Source organism: Mesorhizobium sp. Ca11 (genome assembly GCF_020165275.1).
Classification (GTDB): Bacteria; Pseudomonadota; Alphaproteobacteria; order Rhizobiales; family Rhizobiaceae; genus Mesorhizobium.
Genome location: NZ_JAIUHU010000006.1, coordinates 293,238 through 310,781 on the forward strand (window position 1 = coordinate 293,238; position 17,544 = coordinate 310,781).

16 protein-coding genes and 1 tRNA gene are annotated in these 17,544 nt (G+C 62.5%); 9 read left to right on the forward strand and 8 right to left on the reverse strand.

Going from position 1 to position 17,544, the window contains the following annotated elements:
- Positions 1-33: 33 nt before the first annotated feature.
- Genes pcsA through LB538_RS13710 form a run of 3 tightly spaced genes read right to left on the reverse strand, consistent with a single transcriptional unit; the run spans position 34 to position 2,365 of the window.
- Positions 34-852, reverse strand: a complete 819-nt coding sequence (gene pcsA / locus LB538_RS13700; protein WP_181174816.1) for a phosphatidylcholine synthase — start codon at positions 850-852, stop codon at positions 34-36.
- The gene (locus LB538_RS13705; RefSeq protein WP_224530223.1) at positions 849-1,463 is read right to left on the reverse strand and encodes a DUF1326 domain-containing protein; all 615 of its coding nucleotides are present in this window, start codon (positions 1,461-1,463) and stop codon (positions 849-851) included. The genes pcsA and LB538_RS13705 overlap by 4 nt, the downstream gene beginning before the upstream one ends.
- Positions 1,464-1,474: 11 nt before the next feature.
- Complete coding sequence (locus tag LB538_RS13710) at positions 1,475-2,365, reverse strand: DUF2182 domain-containing protein (RefSeq protein ID WP_224530226.1); 891 nt, start codon at positions 2,363-2,365, stop codon at positions 1,475-1,477.
- A 101-nt stretch (positions 2,366-2,466) separates the two neighbouring features.
- Here LB538_RS13710 and LB538_RS13715 point away from each other — a divergent pair, with 101 nt between their 5' ends.
- Both LB538_RS13715 and hspQ read left to right on the forward strand, forming a co-directional pair.
- The gene (locus LB538_RS13715) at positions 2,467-3,678 is read left to right on the forward strand and encodes a UbiH/UbiF family hydroxylase (RefSeq protein ID WP_224530228.1); all 1,212 of its coding nucleotides are present in this window, start codon (positions 2,467-2,469) and stop codon (positions 3,676-3,678) included.
- A 239-nt stretch (positions 3,679-3,917) separates the two neighbouring features.
- Entirely contained in the window at positions 3,918-4,241 is a 324-nt protein-coding gene (gene hspQ, locus LB538_RS13720) for a heat shock protein HspQ (RefSeq protein WP_040983419.1), read from the forward strand.
- Between the two features lie 95 nt (positions 4,242-4,336).
- On the opposite strand, the gene LB538_RS13725 is transcribed toward hspQ, so the two are convergent.
- On the reverse strand, positions 4,337-4,957 hold the full coding sequence (locus LB538_RS13725) for an invasion associated locus B family protein (protein ID WP_095765425.1): 621 nt from the start codon (positions 4,955-4,957) through the stop codon (positions 4,337-4,339).
- Between the two features lie 293 nt (positions 4,958-5,250).
- Between LB538_RS13725 and LB538_RS13730 the strand changes: the two genes are divergently transcribed.
- The 4 genes from LB538_RS13730 to mgtE all read left to right on the forward strand — a co-directional run bounded on the left by LB538_RS13730 (position 5,251) and on the right by mgtE (position 12,012).
- Positions 5,251-7,071, forward strand: a complete 1,821-nt coding sequence (locus tag LB538_RS13730; protein ID WP_224530233.1) for an extracellular solute-binding protein — start codon at positions 5,251-5,253, stop codon at positions 7,069-7,071.
- A gap of 38 nt (positions 7,072-7,109) precedes the next feature.
- On the forward strand, positions 7,110-7,790 hold the full coding sequence (locus LB538_RS13735) for a DsbA family oxidoreductase (protein ID WP_224530236.1): 681 nt from the start codon (positions 7,110-7,112) through the stop codon (positions 7,788-7,790).
- Between the two features lie 679 nt (positions 7,791-8,469).
- Entirely contained in the window at positions 8,470-10,359 is a 1,890-nt protein-coding gene (locus LB538_RS13740; protein ID WP_224530240.1) for an ABC transporter ATP-binding protein/permease, read from the forward strand.
- A 288-nt stretch (positions 10,360-10,647) separates the two neighbouring features.
- On the forward strand, positions 10,648-12,012 hold the full coding sequence (gene mgtE, locus LB538_RS13745; RefSeq protein ID WP_224530242.1) for a magnesium transporter: 1,365 nt from the start codon (positions 10,648-10,650) through the stop codon (positions 12,010-12,012).
- Positions 12,013-12,066: 54 nt separating this feature from the next.
- Here the strand turns inward: mgtE and gor are convergent, their stop codons facing one another.
- The 3 genes from gor to rpiA form a co-directional block, all read right to left on the reverse strand.
- Positions 12,067-13,455 (reverse strand): glutathione-disulfide reductase, encoded by a 1,389-nt coding sequence (gene gor / locus LB538_RS13750; RefSeq protein ID WP_224530246.1) that lies wholly within the window; start codon positions 13,453-13,455, stop codon positions 12,067-12,069.
- A gap of 119 nt (positions 13,456-13,574) precedes the next feature.
- Positions 13,575-14,174 carry a DUF2059 domain-containing protein gene (locus LB538_RS13755; RefSeq protein WP_095765420.1) on the reverse strand — a complete coding sequence of 200 codons (600 nt, stop codon included), beginning with the start codon at positions 14,172-14,174 and terminating at the stop codon, positions 13,575-13,577.
- Positions 14,175-14,195: 21 nt separating this feature from the next.
- Positions 14,196-14,891 carry a ribose-5-phosphate isomerase RpiA gene (gene rpiA, locus LB538_RS13760; protein ID WP_224530247.1) on the reverse strand — a complete coding sequence of 232 codons (696 nt, stop codon included), beginning with the start codon at positions 14,889-14,891 and terminating at the stop codon, positions 14,196-14,198.
- A 160-nt stretch (positions 14,892-15,051) separates the two neighbouring features.
- On the opposite strand from rpiA, the gene LB538_RS13765 reads away from it, so the two are divergent.
- The 3 genes from LB538_RS13765 to LB538_RS13775 all read left to right on the forward strand — a co-directional run bounded on the left by LB538_RS13765 (position 15,052) and on the right by LB538_RS13775 (position 17,241).
- Positions 15,052-15,732, forward strand: a complete 681-nt coding sequence (locus LB538_RS13765) for a phosphoglycolate phosphatase (RefSeq protein WP_224532291.1) — start codon at positions 15,052-15,054, stop codon at positions 15,730-15,732.
- Positions 15,733-15,858: 126 nt separating this feature from the next.
- Positions 15,859-15,933 (forward strand) — tRNA-Val (locus tag LB538_RS13770).
- 159 nt (positions 15,934-16,092) lie between these two features.
- Positions 16,093-17,241: an acyltransferase family protein gene (locus LB538_RS13775; RefSeq protein ID WP_224532242.1), complete on the forward strand. Its 1,149-nt coding sequence runs from the start codon at positions 16,093-16,095 to the stop codon at positions 17,239-17,241.
- 70 nt (positions 17,242-17,311) lie between these two features.
- Here LB538_RS13775 and LB538_RS13780 read toward each other — a convergent pair whose 3' ends face one another.
- Positions 17,312-17,482, reverse strand: coding sequence for a hypothetical protein (locus tag LB538_RS13780; protein WP_224532243.1), 171 nt, complete (start codon positions 17,480-17,482; stop codon positions 17,312-17,314).
- Positions 17,483-17,544 lie beyond the last annotated feature (62 nt).

The following is a 17,544-nucleotide window of genomic DNA, read 5'->3' on the forward strand; positions in this document are numbered from 1 at the left end:
TGACCATTCAGCCAAAAAGATCCTGATCCAGGATCAGGACTTCTTGGCGCCCAGATTGGGAAACATCTGCATGATGCCTCCGATGCAGGCGAGATAAAGGCCGGTGATGGTGATGCCGATCTTGGTGAAGTTGCTGACCTGCTCTCCCAGCACGCCGATCTTGTCATAGAAGGCGGCAAGTGCTGCCTGCGCCAGCGCCAGCGCGCCGAACGCGCACCACAAAAGCGTCATAAAGAGGTTGACCGGTCTCAGCCGCACCACACGCACCGGATGGATGAAGTTGATCGGCATGAAGGTCAAAATGCCGGCAACCACCACCACCGCGAAAGACACCCATTGCCCAGGCTCGATGACAAAGAGCGTGAACACCACCATGTTCCAGACGACGGGAAACCCTTTGAAGAAGTTCTCCTTCGTCTTCATGCCGGTGTCGGCATAGTAGATCGCGCTGGAGACGACGATGATGGCCGCCGACAGGAAGGACAGATTCTCGCCCATGAAGCCGCGCTGGTAGAGCGCGAAGGCCGGAATGAGCACGTAGGTGACGTAGTCGATAATGTTGTCGAGGAGCTCTCCCGACCATGTCGGCAGGATTTCCTTGACCTCGAGCTTCCTGGCGATCGGGCCGTCGATACCATCGACGAACAGCGCCAGCCCCAGCCACCAGAACATCGCCGTCCAGCGTTGCTCGCTCGCCGCGACCAGCGACAGGAAGGCAAGGAACGATCCCGACGCGGTGAGCAGATGCACGGAGAACGCGCGCGCCTGCGGCCATGTCACCTTCTTCTTCGGCAATGGGATCCGTTGCGCGATCTTCTTTGCTGCCTTGCCGGCCCTTGTGTTCTTGCTCACGGTCCCCGCCAGTCCAGCTTGCAGATTTCGGCCGAGCGGCCGGCGAAATTCCAGTTGCGGCCGAAGGCGCGCATCTTGCTCTTGTCGGACTTCGCCACGATGATTTCCGGCGCGATCCAATATTCCGAATTGGCGATCACCGTATCATTCTCACGGTCCTTGCCGGGAATGGGCGTCACTGCGCCGTCGATGATCTTGGGAATCTGGAAGACGCGCGTCTTGTCGCGCGTCTCGTAGGTGATCGGCACCTGCTCGACGCCGAGGAATTTCCCGACGAGGATCGACAACAGCGACGTGGTGCCGCCGGCCTTGCCGGTGAAGATCTTGGTTAGCGCCTTCGCCGCATAGATCGACGCGCGCTTGTCGATGAACAGGCCGGCCGTCCAGTTGCCGCGGCTCATATAGCCGGGAATTTCCATGATCAGGCCGAGATTGAGGCCCGACAATTCGACCTCGCCGAAATGGCCCGCATCGATGCGGAAGCCTGCCCATGTCTGGCAATAGCCCTCGGTCGGCGGATGGCTGCCAAGCGACAGCACGCAGGGACAGAAAACCGTGCAATTGCAAGAGAGTACCAGCTCCCCTTTCATTGCCCAGCTTTGGTCGGTCATCGAATTCTCCCTCACGCCGAAACTAATAGCAGGGCAGCCGCCCACACAAGCAGTATCGCACCGGCAACACGGCTGGCCACCCTGCCGGCGGTCTGTCTTTCGATCAGCGTGAACAGGCCGATCAGTGCCATCCAGAAGACGTTCATCGCCCCGACCGCAAACATCACCAGCATCAGCGCCCAGCAGCAACCGAGGCACCAGACGCCCTGTTCCAAGCCGAGCCGGAAGATGCGGCCTGGTTTCGCGCTCCACCTGGCGAACAGGATCGAGAACGGATTGCGGCACTTTTCCAGGCATGCCTGTTTCAGGCCGCTGAATTGATAGAGGCCGGCGACAAGCAGCGCGATAGTGCCGGCAAGCCCGACGGCGGGGTCGAGCATCCGGCCGGAACCGGCAAATGCGTACACCGCGAGCGTCAGCACGCTGAAACCCACGGATGCGCCGAGCCATGTGGCGAGGTATCCGGCGACAAGCACCAGCGGATGAACGACTGGTTCGCCTTTGATCCTCGCCGTGTCGGCGATTTCGCAATAGGTGCGGATCAGCGGCGCCGCCGAAGGCAACATCGTCGCCACGGCCATCAGGAACCACATCAGCACAAGCGCCGCCGCTTGCAGGCCGGCCATGCCGGCAAGCGGCGCCGGCGCGAGGCAAAGAGCGAAGAACCGGTCGAGAAAATCCGGCAACGGCAGGCCCGGCAGATTTTTCAGCAGCATATCGCCGGGGGCGCCGACGGGGTTGCCTTCAGCGCCGCGTATCGCCATTGCACCGAGAAGCAACCACGCAAGGGCGATGCCGATACCGATCGTGAGCATGACTGCGAGGCGCGGGCTGCGCGCCACGCCAGCCGTGGCGCGGCCGGCGCGGTCGAGATGGCTGAAATCATGCTGCTCGCCGCTCATGGCAATCGAATGGGCTGAATCGCCGCGTTGATCAAGCCGGCCAATCTGCCCTATATCCGGACAAAGGCCCGACGGGTCGCCTCGCATTGTGGAAGCCTGGCGTGGAGCACAACGACAAAGCCCGCATCCTGGTTGCCGGCAGCGGTCCGGCCGGCTTGATCGCCGCGCTCGGCTTCGCCGAGGCCGGCTTCGAAGTGACGCTGGTCGGCCCTGAGGCCAACACCGCCGACGGCCGCACCACCGCCCTCATGAACCCCGCCCTGAAAGTCCTTGAACGACTGGGCATCCTTGGCGAACTGAGGCCGCAGGCCGCGGCGCTCAAGGTGATGCGCATCGTCGATGCCACAAGGCGGCTGATCCGAAGCCCAACCGTGACCTTTCGCGCCAGCGAGATCGGCGAGGAACAATTCGGGCTCAATCTGCCGAACAAGGCCCTGATCACCATTCTTGCCAAGGCGGTTTCAGCTCATGATCGCATTCATTGGCTGAAATCCACCGTCGAGTCCTGGAACCTGGACGCCGACCAGGCCCATGCAAGGCTGGCCGACGGCAGCGAAGTCTCGGCGTCGCTGGTGGTCGCCGCCGACGGACGCCTGTCTCCGGCGCGGGAAGCCGCCGGCATTCGCGCCTTTGCGCGTCCCTATCCGCAGTCGGCGCTTGTGCTCAATTTCGGCCACCGCAGCGAGCACGGCTTCGTTTCAACCGAGTTCCATACCGAGACAGGGCCGTTCACGCAGGTGCCGCTGCCCGGCAGGCGCTCGAGCCTTGTGTGGGTGGTGAGGCCGGAGACCGCGCGGGAGCTTGCCGCGCTCGACGATGCAACCTTGTCGGGGCGTATCGAGGAGCAGATGCAATCGATGCTTGGCCGGGTCTCTGTCGAGCCGGGCCGCCAGGTCTATCCTTTGTCGGCCGCTTCGCCCGGTCGCTTCGCGCAAAACCGCGTGGCCCTGGTCGGCGAGGCAGCGCATGTGTTTCCGCCGATCGGCGCGCAAGGTCTCAACCTCGGCATCAGGGACATCGACGATCTAATTGGAATCGCGAGTGAAAGCGGCAATGATCCAGGATCGCGCCGAAGCCTTGCCGCCTATGACACGAGGCGCCGGCCTGACATTTGGGCGCGCAGCGGCGCCGTGAACCTGCTCAACATGTCGCTCTTGTCCGACATGCTGCCGGCGCAGCTGGCGCGCAGCGCTGGCCTTAGTGCGCTTGGCGGCTTCGCGCCGCTGCGCGCCTTCTTCATGCGCGAGGGGCTGCGGCCGGGCAGCGGCTTTCGCGCCATTGCCGGCGGCCTAAGAAAAGAGGTCGACCGGTAGTATTCCAAGGCCGATGATGCCGGAATTTTTTCGCTCAGGCGGGAAAACTCCCGCGCGGGCTAACCCGTTGCTTCAGCCAAGATCAAGCAGTTGGCTATTGAACTGCGGCCGCGTCTGCGCCAAATAGGCACCAGCCGAAAGTCGGGGTCGATTTTTGGTCCGGTGATGTGTAAATTCAAGGCCTTAGGCGCCTTGCGCGCAGCCACGACAGGCGCCTCGGACCCTAAGTGGTGAATGTGATGAAAACGGCCAAATTCTCGATCGGGCAAGTGGTTCGCCACAGGCTGTTTCCATTCCGCGGCGTGATCTTTGACGTCGATCCCGAATTCGCCAACACAGAGGAATGGTACGAGGCTATTCCGGCTGACGTGCGTCCGCGCAAGGACCAGCCTTTCTACCATCTTCTGGCGGAAAATTCGGAGACTGAGTACATCGCCTATGTGTCCGAGCAGAACCTGCTCGAGGACCGGTCGGGCGAGCCGGTGCGGCATCCGCAGATCGGCGAGATGTTCGACAAGCTGCCGGACGGCCGCTACGAGCCGAAGCGCCAGTCGAAGCACTGAAGCGCTAACGAACGTCGCCTAGGGTGCGGCGCGGGGCAATAAAAAAAAGCGGGGCATTTGCCCCGCTTTTGTTTCCGAGAAACGCGCTTGCGCGATCAGTTTGCGGTCTTGGCCTTGTCCTGCTCGTCCTTGAGCTTCTTGGCGAAGTCCTGATTGTTCTTGGCGACGAAGTCCTGCAGCTTTTTCTGCCGGTCCTCGATGTCCGACTGCTGCAGCGGCGGGCCGTCATAGGCGCCGCTGAAGCCGGTGAGCGCGATCTTGATCGGGTTCGGCTGGTTCTGGAAGTTGATCGAGGTGAGCGTGATGCCCTGCCCCTTCTTGAAGGAAGCGACGAGCTGGTCGCTCAGCGGCACTTCCGCCACGCAACGATCCGGGAAGCAGATCACATAGTCCAGCTTCTGCGCCTTGCCGGCATCGATCTGCAGCGCAATTCCGGGAGGCACGAGGCGGCCGGTCGGCACCGTGACCTGGAAGACCTTGCGGTTCACCTTGCCCTTGAGCTCGATCAGGCTGACGCCGGTGACGAGCTGGCCGTTGCCGGCCGTGACGATGTTCTGCACATTGCAAATGTCAACGTCTTCCTGCTTGGTGCAGGCCTTGAACCAGCCCTGCGGGATCTGCGGCTGCTGTTGGGCCGAGGCGGTGAAAAGCCCGGCGCCCAGAACGCCGACCACGCCTGCGGCCAGCACCGAAAGGCGGTACGCGTTGATCGTCATATGGTGCACTTTCCTCTCAAATGATCCCGGGGACCGGCTTCTTCGTGCCGTGTGGTCCAGCTACCTGTTGCCCAAATGAGGCAACAGGATGACTTCGGAGCGCGTGTTACACTGCCAGCGACATCGAATCCAGCCCGGTTTCCGCGATTTCTTCGCGGTTCGATGTCCAGGGCAAGCGTCGATCGGCGCTGGAGCGGCGGAACCCGATTCCCATTGGCGCGCCGATTCAATCGGATAGCGAAATGCTCTAGGGTGCATGGCGAATCACAAAGCCGTCCGGCAAGGAGACGGTCATGGACCGCGTTCTCGTCCGGCTGATCGCCGCGACCTCGTTTCTGGCTTTTTCGCTCCTTCCGGCACAGTCGGAGCCGAAGCACGGCATCGCCATGCAGGGCGAGCCGGCGCTGCCGCCCGACTATCAGCATTTCGACTACGTCAATCCGGACGCGCCGAAAGGTGGAAGCGTCACCTATTGCCGCGTCGGCTCCTTCGACAACCTCAACCCTTTCATCCTGAAAAGCTTCCGTACAACCGCACGCGGCATGATCGATGTTGATTACGGGAATCTGGTTTTCGAACCCCTGATGCAGCGCAATTACGATGAGCCGTTCAGCCTTTACGGACTGCTTGCCGACAGCGCCGACATGGATCCGGAACGAAAGAGCATCGAGTTCCATCTCAACCCCAACGCAAAATGGTCGGACGGCCAGCCGGTGACGCCGGAGGACGTGCTGTTCACCTACGACGTCTTCAAGGACAAGGGCCGCCCGCCCTACAGCGACCGGATGAGCATGATCGCCAAGCTGGAGAAGACTGGCGAGCACAGCGTGAAATTCACCTTCAACGACAAGGCCAACCGCGAATTCCCGCTGATCGTCGCGCTGACGCCGATCATCCCGAAGCACGCCTTTAACAAGGACACGTTCGACAAGACCACGTTGAAGCCGTTGATCGGCAGCGGCCCCTACACCGTGGACAAGGTACTGCCGGGACAGCGCATCGTCTTCAAGCGCAATCCGGACTACTGGGGCAAGGACGTTCCCTCGAAACGCGGCTTCGACAATTTCGACCAGATCACCATCGAGTATTTTCTCAACGCCAACGCCAAGACGGAAGCGTTCAAGAAAGGCATCTGCGCTCTCGACGATGAGACCGATCCGGTCAAGCGCGAGCGTGACTTGGACTTTCCGGCCTTCCGACGGGGCGATGTGAAGGAAGAATATTTCAACACCGGCATTCCCCCGGTGGTGACCGGCTTCCTGTTCAACACCAGGCTGCCGAAATTCGCCGATCCGGTCGTGCGGCGCGCGCTTGGCATGCTTTACGACTTCGAATGGGCGAACAAGAACCTGTTCGGCGGCAAGTTCAACCGCACCATGAGCTATTGGCAGAATTCGGAGCTGTCCGCGCTCGGCCATCCGGCTGACGATCGCGAGAAAGCGCTGCTCGCCCCCTACCCCGGCCGCGTGCCGCCGGACGTGATGGACGGCACCTGGCGGCCGCCCGTGACGGATGGTTCGGGCCAGGATCGCAAGGTGCTCAAAGCCGCCTTCGACTTGCTGAAGGGCGCCGGCTTCCACGTCCAGGACGGCAAGATGCTCGATCCGCAGGGAAAACCTTTCGGCTTCGAGATCCTGACCTCATCGCAGGATGAGGAGCGGCTGGCGGCCATCTATCAGCGCACGCTGGAAAAGATCGGCATCGACGTCGGAATCCGAATCCTCGACGGCGACCAGATCCAGTCGCGCAAGCAGCGTTTCGACTTCGAGGTTCTGATCGGCACCAGCGGCTCCGCCAACTCATTGTCGCCCGGGAGCGAGCAGCTCGGTCGCTGGGGGTCGGTCGCAGCGAAAACGGAAGGATCGTTCAATCTCGCCGGCGTCGCCGATCCGGCGATCGACGCCGCGATCGACGCGATGCTGAACGCCCGCACCAAAGAAGACTATGTCGCCGCGGTGCGCGTGCTCGACCGGCTGCTGATCTCAGGCAGCTACATGGTGCCGATGCAGTACAACACGCAGCAATGGGTCGCTTACTGGAGCTATCTGGAACATCCCCAAAAGACCCCCATATTCGGCTACCAGCTGCCGACCTGGTGGCGAAAGCCCAACTGAGGCAGGCCCGACCGGCTGAAACAAAACAGGAGACGAGCATGAGCGCCGAGAACACCATCACCGTCGATGTTGTGTCCGATGTCGTCTGCCCCTGGTGCTTCATCGGCCAGAGGCGGCTGGACAAGGCCATCGCTTCTGCAAGCGACATCGACGTGCGCGTGCGCTGGCGGCCATTCCAGCTCGATCCGACCATCCCGCCAGCCGGCATGGATCGCCGCCAATACATGCTCGGCAAGTTCGGCAGCGAGGAGCGCATCCATCAGATCCACGCGCGCATCGAGCCGCTCGGCGAAGCCGAGGGCATCAGCTTTGCCTTTGGCGCCATCAAGGTCGCGCCGAACACCCTCGACGCGCACCGCGTCATCCGCTGGGCGGGCGCAGCCGGCGAGGACGTGCAGAACCGGCTGGTGCGCCGCCTCTTCCAGCTGAATTTCGAGGAAGGCGTGAACATCGGCGACCATGCCGTGTTGGTTACGGCCGCCGGCGAGGCCGGCATGGATGCGTCGGTGGTCGAGACGCTGCTGCCGACCGACGCCGACGTTGAGGCCGTCCGCAACGAGATCGCCACCGCTTCGCGCATGGGCATCACCGGCGTGCCCTGCTTCCTGCTCGAAGGCAAATATGCCGTGATGGGCGCGCAGGATGCCGACACGCTTGCCGACGCCATCCGCCAGGTGGCCCAGGCCAAGGCGCGCGGCGAGCTCGAAACCGCGAACTGAATGTTCCGTCAGCGCGATCCGTAGCCGCCGACCTGACCGCAGCGCGCTTTCCTGAAAATTGTCCTCCTGTTTTCGCGGTCGCCTTGGCTTTGCTCAGGAAGAAGCTGTTGCCGTAGCCAAGCTTGGTCAGCTCGCCGCAACAGCCCTGATCGCCGGGAGGGCCATGTCCGTTTCGGCAGCGGCGAGATCGCCCTCGACAGATACGACGCTGCCGACAAGACCATTTCCGGCCATTTTCAGCGCCTCCGGAAAAGACGAATCAGGTAAACCCTGAGTAGCTCACGGGCGGCAAATTTTCGGTCATTCCGGTCACCGCCAGTAGTCATCGCGGCCTGCGGACACCTCTTTTTCATTCACAAACCCGTGTTTTCCACTTCCCTTAGGGAAGGTTGCCGCCGGCTGGCAAAAACAGCTCTAGCAAACTGAAATACAAGATGAAATCGCCGCGAGTAGCGATCGCCCGGCGCAGCCTTTCTGTTGCCCTGATGCCACGGCGAGTAACCCTGTTCACATTCGCTGGCAGAAAATTAATGGAAAATGATCAATTGGTGTTACCCTGTGTAACAAAACTAAGAAAGGTTTGGGCGGGATCGTGACTGGGGTCGGTAGACCGCAACGAACAGTACCGGAGCAAACATCCAACGAGGCGAAGACCTCGTCGCTGACGCCGGTATCGTCGATGCGCACATTCTGGGGGCTGATGCGAGCCTACTGGTTCTCCGACCGGTGGAAGGAAGCCTGGACCCTCACATTCGTCATCGCGCTGCTGACGGCGTTGTCCAGCAAGGCTGGCGTCTGGTTCGCCTTGGCACTGGGCGAGTTGGGCAATTCGATCGCCTTCCTCCACGACGCGGCCAACACCCACCCGTTGCAGACCATTCTGACCAATGCCGGCATATTGGTGCTGCTGGTCGTGCTGAAGGATGCCGGCTTCACCGGCGTGCGCAATCTCGTTTCAACGACCTTGCACCGCAAATGGCGGGGCTGGCTGAACAGCCAGTTCAACCAGGCGCTGCTCGACGGCAACCATACCCATTTTCATGCGCAGCACGGCTCGGCGGCCGGCGGCATCGTCGCTCCGGACAACATCGACCAGCGCATCCAGGAATCCATCAAGGACATGACCGGCGGCGCCATCGGGCTTGCCATGGGCGTGCTGGGTGTCGCGACTTCGCTCTATTTCATCGGCGAAAACCTGATCGGGTCCTCGGTCGAGGTCAAGGGCCTGGAATTCCTCGGCGGCTACGGCACCGCGGTGCTGGCTTTCCTCGCCGTCGCCATCTACGTGCCGCTGAACACCTGGATCGCCGTCAAGCTCGGGCGGCTGCTCGAGCGGCTCAACGTGCGCATGCAGCAGGCCGAGGGCAGCTACCGCAGCGAACTGACGACATTCCTGCGCCGCAGCTTCCACGTCGCCGCCTCGCATGGCGAGGGCGTGCAAAAGTCGATGCATGACAGGCTCTATGTCGACATCGACAAAACGTGGGGGCGACTCAATATCGTCAACACCAGCTACACGTCGTTCGAGCTGATCTACAATTTCGTCGGCGCCCGAATCGTTGCCTACGCCCCGGGCCTCGTGTCGTTCATCCACAACCGTCTCGACTACAAAGGCTACATCACCGGCTCCGAAATGGTCGCCCAGTTGATCAGCCAGTGCTCGTGGTTCATCCATGTGATGCCGGCGATCGCGACGCTCAGGGCCAACAGCCAGCGCGTCACCGAGCTCGCCGACGCCATCGAGAACGTTCAGCACCCGCGCGAATTCTATCAGCAGACCGGCCGCTCCGACTTCGGCTACGCCACCCAGAACCCGGTGTTCGGCCTAACCATCCAGAAGCTCGAGCTGGCGCATCAGGGCGAGGACGCGACGCCTTTCCTCAGCGCCGCCAATCTGCGCTTCCGCCGCGGCGAATGGACCTTCCTCAAGGGCGAATCCGGCTGCGGCAAGACTTCGCTGATCAAGGCTATCAACGGCCTGTGGCCATATGGCCGCGGCACCATCGTCTTCCCGGAGGGCGTGACGAGCTTCTACGCCGCTCAGGAGGTCAAGCTGCAGCAGGTCTCGCTGAAGCAGCTCGTCTGCCTGCCGGGTTCAGAGAGCGATCACAGCGACACGCAGGTTGCCGCGGCCCTGCACAAGGCCGGCCTCGGCGACTTCATCGGGCAGCTGGCCGACGAGAGCCGCGAGGGCAAGATCTGGGACCAGGTGCTTTCGGGCGGCCAGAAGCAGAAGCTGGTGGTCGCGCGCATCATCCTGCAGCAGCCGGGACTTCTGTTCCTCGACGAAGCGACCGGCGCGCTCGATCCCGAAGGTAAGATCGCCTTCCACCAGGCGATCAAGGACAATTGCCCGAGCGTCACCGTCATCAGCGTCATGCACGAGGCGGTGGCGCCGCGCTCGCTGTCCGGTGAGGAGTTCTACCACAGCGTGGTTTCGATTGCCGACGGCGTGGCCACCAAGAAGCCGCTTGCGCCCAGCCTGCCGCGCGAGCTCACCACCATTCTCGCCCAGCCTCGGCCGGTCGAGGAAAAGTGGCTGCGCTTCCGCCGGCTGAAGCAGAAATAGCAGTCCTACCAAGCCCTTGACCGGCGACCGTAGCCCCGCTTGGTCTGTCTTCGATCATTCGATCACAGTCTCGCGATCCGGCCTGCCCGCGTCCCTTTTCGGCGCCCTTCGCGATTGACTCGGCAAAAACCGCTCCTATGTTGCGCCCGCTCGCCAAATTCAAACTCGAACCCCGCGAGCAGAAAGGTCAACCCGCCATGCCTGGCGACAGTCACAGTCGAACGCAACCGCCGTCCGCCCTGACGTGACCTGACGGCTCACGTCCTGCCGGACGGCAAGGAGTGAGCCATGAACGAATTCGCCCCCGTATTGGACGACGAAGCAATCGCCGTCGCCCGTGTTCTTGCCAACGATCACGTCGCCGACGTCGTTGAAGCCCTCAACCATGAATCCCGCGAGACGGCGATCGAGCTGCTCTGCGCCGTGCCGTTCGAGCGGCTGGTTGAGATTTTCGACCAGCCTGAGCTCGAAGCAGCACCCGAGCTTGCCGAGGCCCTGCCGCGCCTGAAGGCGAGCAAGCTCCTGACTGCCATGTCGGTCGACCGCGCCGCCGACATCCTGCGCGAGTTGGACGAGCCGGCCCGCTCGGAGCTGCTCGGCGCCTTGGCGCCGCCGCTGCGCGCGACGCTGCTGTCCATCCTGGGATATCCGGAAGGCAGCGCCGCCTCGATCATGACGACGGAATTCGTCAGCGTGCCTTCCGACTGGACCGTTGGGCGCACGCTCGACTACATCCGCAAGGTCGAGCGCAGCCGCGAAACCATCTACGCCATCTACATCGTCGACCCGGAGACGCATCTTTTACTGCGGGCGACCGGATTGCGCCGGCTGATCACCGGCAATCCGGAGGATTCGATCCTGTCGGTGGCGCCCGATCGCATGCCGGTGACGGTGACGCCGCTCACCGATCGCGAGACCCTGGCGCAGACAATCTCCAAATACGACCTGCTCGCCTTGCCTGTCGTCGACCACGGCAAGCTCCTCGGCATCGTCACCATCGACGATATCATCGACACGATGATCGAGGAGACGACCGAGGATGTGCACCGCTTCGGCGGCATGGAGGCGCTGGACGAGCCCTATATGAAGATGAGCTTCCTCGCCATGATCCAGAAGCGCGCCGGCTGGCTTTGCGCGCTGTTCCTCAGCGAGATGCTGACGGCCAACGCCATGCAGAGCTACGAAGGCGAGCTGGAGAAGGCGATCGTGCTGACGCTGTTCATCCCGCTGATCATGAGCTCCGGCGGCAACTCCGGCTCGCAGGCGACCTCGCTCGTCATCCGCGCGCTGGCGCTGCGCGAGATCGGGCTGCGCGACTGGTGGCGGGTGGCCTTGCGCGAGCTGCCGACCGGCCTTGTGCTCGGCTCGATCCTCGGCATCGTCGGCATCTGCCGCATCGCGCTCTGGCAGTATTTCGGCTTCTACGACTACGGCCCGCACTGGATGCTGATCGCGGCGACGGTAGGAGCGGCGCTCGTCGGCATCGTCACCTTCGGCTCGCTGTCGGGATCGATGCTGCCCTTCGCGCTGAAGCGCATCGGCTTCGACCCAGCGAGCGCTTCGGCGCCGTTCGTCGCCACGCTGGTCGATGTCACCGGGCTGGTCATCTACTTCTCGGTGGCGCTGATGATCCTGCGCGGCACGCTTCTGTAGAAGCATCTTGACGGCCACCGGCATCGCCGGCGGCCGTCGCATCCCACGATCCGGTCAGACCCGTTCGCCGTTCTTCACGCGATAGGTCGGCTTGTACATCGTCACCAGCTCCTCGGCCGCGGTCGGATGCACGGCCATGGTGCGGTCGAAGTCTTCCTTGGTCAGGCCAGCCTTCAGCGGAATGCCGAGAAGCTGCGCCATCTCGCCGGCATCGGGGCCCAGAATATGGGCGCCGATCACCTTCCTGGATGCGCCGTCGACCACCAGCTTGATCAGCATCTTCTCGTCGCGGCCGGACAGCGTGTGGCGCATCGGACGGAAGGATGCGCGGTAGATCTCGACGTCGGGGAAGCGCTTGATCGCGTCGTCTTCCGACAGGCCGACAGTGCCGATTTCCGGCTGCGAGAATACAGCCGTCGGAATGGTGTCGTGGTCCGGCGCTGTCGGGTTGTCCTTGAAGGCCGTCTCGACGAAGCACATCGCCTCGTGGATCGCCACCGGCGTGAGTTGCACGCGATGCGTGACATCGCCGATCGCCCAGATGTTATCGACATTGGTGCGCGAATATTTGTCCACGACGATCGCGCCCGTCTTGCCGAGTTCGACGCCGACGCCTTCCAGGCCCATATTCTCGGTATTGGGGAGACGTCCGATCGCCAGCATCACCTGGTCGACCGTCAGCGTTTGGCCGGAAGACAGCAGCACGTCCAGCTTGCCCTCCGGTGTCTTGCGCACCGATTCCGAAACCGCGTGGCAAAGAATCCTGATGCCTTTCCTCTCCATTGTCTCGTGCAGCGAGCGGCGCAGATCCATGTCGAAGCGGCTCAGAATCTCCTGGCCGCGATAGACCAGCGTGGTGTCGACGCCCAGGCCGTGGAAAATATTGGCGAATTCGACGGCGATGTAGCCGCCGCCCTCGATCATGATCGCCTTCGGCAGCTCCTTGAGATCGAAGGCCTCGTTGGAGAAGATGCAATATTCATGGCCTGGCAGCGCCGGATGCGGCGCCGGACGCCCGCCGGTGGCGATCAGGATCTGGTCGGCGCTGACCGTGCGGTCCTCGGCAACCAGATAGATGCTGTGCGTGTCGACGAGCACTGCGCGTGAATGAAAGGTCTCGCCGCCGGAGCCTTCGACATTCTTCTTGTAGATCGCTTCGAGCCGCGCGATCTCCTTGTCCTTGTTGGCGACCAGCGTCGGCCAGTCGAAGCTCGCCTCGGGCACCGTCCAGCCATAGCCGGCGGCGTCGGCGAAATGCTCGGGAAATTGCGAAGCATAGACGTAGAGCTTCTTCGGCACGCAGCCGCGAATGACGCAGGTGCCGCCGAAGCGGTATTCCTCAGCGATGGCGACGCGCTTGCCGAGAGCCGCCGCCACCCGGGCCGCCCTTACCCCGCCGGAGCCGCCGCCGATGACGAACAGATCATAGTCATAAGCGGCCATCGCTTGGGCTCCTGCGAATGAGAAAGACGGGGCTCAGAGGTAGGCTGCCAAGCGGCAAAAGAAAAGCCCGGGCAAACCCGGGCTTTGTGGTCCAGCCGCTGTCGGCGGATTGACAGCGATCAGTTCTGCGAATCGTCAGCCGGAGCCGAATTGTCCGCCGGAGCGGAACCGTCGGCGGGTGCGGTGGCGGCCGGCGCCGGCGCTGCCGGCGCCTTGGCCTTGGCGGCGGCCGCAAGCGTCTCGCCGACCTGCTGGGCGAGATCGCGGGCAACGCCATTTTGCCAGATGTCGGCAGCCTTGACGAGGTCGCGCGTCACCGCGGGGCCGCTATCCAGCAGCTTCTTGCCGGCCTCGGAGCTGTAGAAGGCGGCGATATCGTTGAGGTCCTTCTCGGAGAACACCTTGGCATAGGCCATGGCCGCCTCCTTTTCCAGGTCGGCGCGCCGCGAGGCCATGCCAAGCGCCTTCTCGGTCACGGTCTTGCCGATCAGTTCCTGCATGTCGGGGTTTTTCTGGATGAGCTGCGACTCCAGCGCGCCGGCCGCCTGCGGCAGGATGTTGTCGAACGAGTCCGTGGCATGGATCGCCGCGACAGCCGCGCGCGCGGCCTTCAGATGCGATTCGCTGATGTCCTGAGCAAACACCGGTGACGACAGCGCAAGGACGGCCGAGGCCGCCAGAAGCGTCGAAAAGCGGCGAACTCGTTTAGGCAAAATCATAGTCGGTAGAACTCCCTGGTTTCAGGCTGCATGGACGGTTTCGATACCGTCGCCGCCGGCGATGATGGCCGTTGACGCCAGCCCGATGAATAGACCGTGCTCGACTACGCCTGGAATGGCGAAGAGAGCATTCGACAGCGCTCTTGTATCCGGAATGCGGCCAAAAGATGCATCGAGGATAAAGTGGCCGCCGTCTGTAACAAATGGCTGGCTTCCCGTCATCCTCAATGTAACCGGGCCGGAAAGGCCTAGCCCTGCCGCGGCGGCGCGTACCGCGATCTCGGTGGCGCGCAGGCCGAATTTGTTGACCTCGATCGGCAGCGGGAACCGGCCGAGGGTTCCGACCATCTTGGATTTGTCGGCAATCACGATCATGCGCTCGGACGCCGCCGCGACGATCTTCTCGCGCAGCAGCGCGCCGCCGCCGCCCTTGATCAGGGTCAGCTCCGGGTCGACCTCGTCGGCGCCGTCGATGGTGAGGTCGAGCTCGGGTGTTTCTTCCAGTGTAGACAGCGGCACGCCGAGCTCGCGGCAGAGTGCTGCGGTGCGCTCGGAAGTCGGCACGCCAATGACCTTGAGGCCGGTCGCAACCTTCTCGGCCAGCAGCCGCACGAATTCTTCCGCCGTGGTGCCGGTGCCGATGCCAAGCCGCATGCCGCTGCCGACATGGGCGAGCGCTGCCCGCGCGGCCTCGACCTTCAACTGCCTTGCATCCATGGGGAGCCCCGATTTCGCCGGTTTCGCGCGCCTCCTAGCATTTTTGCCTGTCCCGTCAAAGGCTCGCCCTCAAAGGCTCTGTGGACCGATCGAGGCTTCTTGCTTGAACTTGGGCCAGCCTGTATCGGCTGCGGCAACGCAATTGCCGCAGGACCCACCCATGACCCGCCCGATCATCGTCTTCGACCTGGATGGAACGCTGATCGACACCGCGCCCGACCTGCTCGACAGCCTCAACCACAGCCTCGCGGCGAGCGACCTCGCAGCTGTCGACGAAGCCGGCTTCAGACGCTTCGTCGGCCATGGCGGCCGCGTGATGATCGAACGCGCGCATGCCGCGCAGAACAAGGCGCTGATGGCGGAAGAGCACGACCGGCTGCTGAAGTTGTTCCTCGACCATTACACGTTGAACATTCCCGGCAAGTCGCGCCCCTACCCCGGCGTCGTCGCCGCACTCGACCGTTTCCAGGCCGCCGGCTATCTGATGGCGGTCTGCACCAACAAATACGAAGCCAATTCCGCGACGCTGATCGGCGCGCTGGGCTTGTCGAACTATTTTGCCGCGATCTGCGGCCAGGATACTTTCGCCTTCCGCAAACCCGATCCGCGCCATCTCACCGAGACGATCCGGCTGGCGGGCGGCGATGCGGAGAACGCCTTGATGATCGGCGATTCGCAGACCGACATCGACACCGCCAAGGCAGCCGGCATTCCGGTGGTCGCGGTCGATTTTGGCTACACCGACCGCCATGTGCGCGAATTCGAGCCAACTCTGGTGATCTCGCATTTCGACACGCTGACGCCGCAACTGGCCGAGCGGTTGATCGCGGCGGCACGCTGAGCGGGACTCGGATCGGACGGCTGACAAACCGGAAACTGGTCCGAGCGAGAAGCTTGGCACATCGCCTTGACTTCGCGCACCCGCCTCCCTTATATCGCGGCTCGCTTCGGTCTTCGGGCCTAAGGCGGGCGATTAGCTCAGCGGGAGAGCACACCCTTCACACGGGTGGGGTCGCAGGTTCAATCCCTGCATCGCCCACCATTTCCCTTGGTTTTCCACAGTTCTTATGACGACCTCCGCGCAAATGCGCGTAGGGAATGGAGCTTATGCGGCTCGAATTGGGCACAGTTGGTTTCGGGGGATGCCGCCCGGTGCCGTCCGAGCGCATCAAGAGGAGATTGCGGGGGAAACGTCAGCGACATGGGGGATATCGCTATCTCGCGCCGTGAGTTCGTACCTGGCCTCGAAGCAGCTCGCGGCGTCGCCGCGCTGATGGTCGCGCTCTTTCATTGCGGTCAGGCGACATATTATGATGCGACGCGGCAAGCGGTCTCTTTGGTGCAGGGCTCGTATCGAAGCCAAAGCTACCTTGATGCGGCTTTCCGCATCGCCGGGAACGGCCACGGCGCCGTCGTATTTTTCTTTGTCCTGAGCGGCTTCGTTCTCATGATGATGCTCAGTCGGCAGACGGATGACCTCAAGGCCAGCGCCGGCCCATTTTTCATAGGACGCGTTCTGCGCATCTACCCTGCCATCTTTTCAACCATCGCGATCTTCGTCGGACTGTTTCTGCTGACCGGCATGTCGCTTGGGCCGGCTGAGGTCTACACGACCAGGAATGTGATGGCCAATGCGCTGTTGCTACGTACCGACATCAACGGCGTGATGTGGTCACTCCAAACCGAAATGATCGCGGCCCCACTGATTTTTTTGCTCTATTGGTCCTGGCGGCGATGGGGCGCTGTCGCTCTGGTTCTGCCCGCCCTCATCTTGCTCGGCCTGTCATTCAGCGGGCAGTGGTCTGGAACGCCCGGAAAGGGCGTTTCGTTAGGGAACCTCTGCTCCTTCGTGTCCGGAATGATCGCTTGTGCCTATGGAAGGAAGATAGTCGCTCGCCTTCCTCGTCCGGCCCTGTCGCTCGCCCTCGCGGTCGCCGGGTTCGCACTCTCGCGCCCCTTGCTTGGATGGTGGTCCAACTGGTCCGTGATTTTCGAGACGGCTTTCGCGGGTTTTATCTCGGCGTTGATCGCCTATGGCGTTCCGTTGCGGAAAGGTCGTCTGATGGCTGTGGCCAGGTATTTCGGCCGCATCTCTTTCAGCTTCTACTTGTTGCACCCATTGGTGCTGATCGCTCTTTGGAACATGCCTGAGCTACTCGCAAAGGCCGTCAATGCAGGAGTTTCTCCTATCACACTGGCTCTCGCCTCGTTTGCCTTTTCGGTCCTCGTCATCACTCCGCTGGCTCACATGCAGCATACGGCAGTCGAACGTCCAGGCGTTCGATTGGGCCACGCAATGGCATGGCGCCTCCGCTCGAAGCTTCAGCCCGCCGCCGTCCAGCGTGGGTGAACACAGAAGGTCTCAGATTCAATCCACGCACCGTCTATTCGACCTGCTTGGATGGCCCGACAACCGGATTCTAGATCAGCCCTCTGCGCACATTCATATGCGTCACCGCTGTCACCAATACGGCGCCGGTCATGAAATAGAGCGTGGCGATGATGTGTCCTTGATGGAAATGCAGCCCTGCAAACAGCAGGGCCGTGACCACGGCAAGGAAGGCGATAACGCGCGAGAATTGATCGGGCATGGGGCGACCTTGTGCAATGTGTTGAGTGGCCGCCCTCATTCAGCCGCTCGCTCCATAAATCG

Coding starts and splice junctions, on each gene's coding strand:
- LB538_RS13705 (WP_224530223.1), bottom strand. CDS start 1,463: ATGACCGACCAAAGCTGGGCAATGAAAGGGGAGCTGGTACTCTCTTGC.
- LB538_RS13710 (WP_224530226.1), bottom strand. CDS start 2,365: ATGAGCGGCGAGCAGCATGATTTCAGCCATCTCGACCGCGCCGGCCGC.
- hspQ (WP_040983419.1), top strand. CDS start 3,918: ATGAAAACGGCCAAATTCTCGATCGGGCAAGTGGTTCGCCACAGGCTG.
- LB538_RS13725 (WP_095765425.1), bottom strand. CDS start 4,957: ATGACGATCAACGCGTACCGCCTTTCGGTGCTGGCCGCAGGCGTGGTC.
- LB538_RS13730 (WP_224530233.1), top strand. CDS start 5,251: ATGGACCGCGTTCTCGTCCGGCTGATCGCCGCGACCTCGTTTCTGGCT.
- LB538_RS13735 (WP_224530236.1), top strand. CDS start 7,110: ATGAGCGCCGAGAACACCATCACCGTCGATGTTGTGTCCGATGTCGTC.
- LB538_RS13740 (WP_224530240.1), top strand. CDS start 8,470: ATGCGCACATTCTGGGGGCTGATGCGAGCCTACTGGTTCTCCGACCGG.
- mgtE (WP_224530242.1), top strand. CDS start 10,648: ATGAACGAATTCGCCCCCGTATTGGACGACGAAGCAATCGCCGTCGCC.
- gor (WP_224530246.1), bottom strand. CDS start 13,455: ATGGCCGCTTATGACTATGATCTGTTCGTCATCGGCGGCGGCTCCGGC.
- LB538_RS13755 (WP_095765420.1), bottom strand. CDS start 14,174: ATGATTTTGCCTAAACGAGTTCGCCGCTTTTCGACGCTTCTGGCGGCC.
- rpiA (WP_224530247.1), bottom strand. CDS start 14,891: ATGGATGCAAGGCAGTTGAAGGTCGAGGCCGCGCGGGCAGCGCTCGCC.
- LB538_RS13765 (WP_224532291.1), top strand. CDS start 15,052: ATGACCCGCCCGATCATCGTCTTCGACCTGGATGGAACGCTGATCGAC.
- LB538_RS13775 (WP_224532242.1), top strand. CDS start 16,093: ATGGGGGATATCGCTATCTCGCGCCGTGAGTTCGTACCTGGCCTCGAA.
- LB538_RS13780 (WP_224532243.1), bottom strand. CDS start 17,482: ATGCCCGATCAATTCTCGCGCGTTATCGCCTTCCTTGCCGTGGTCACG.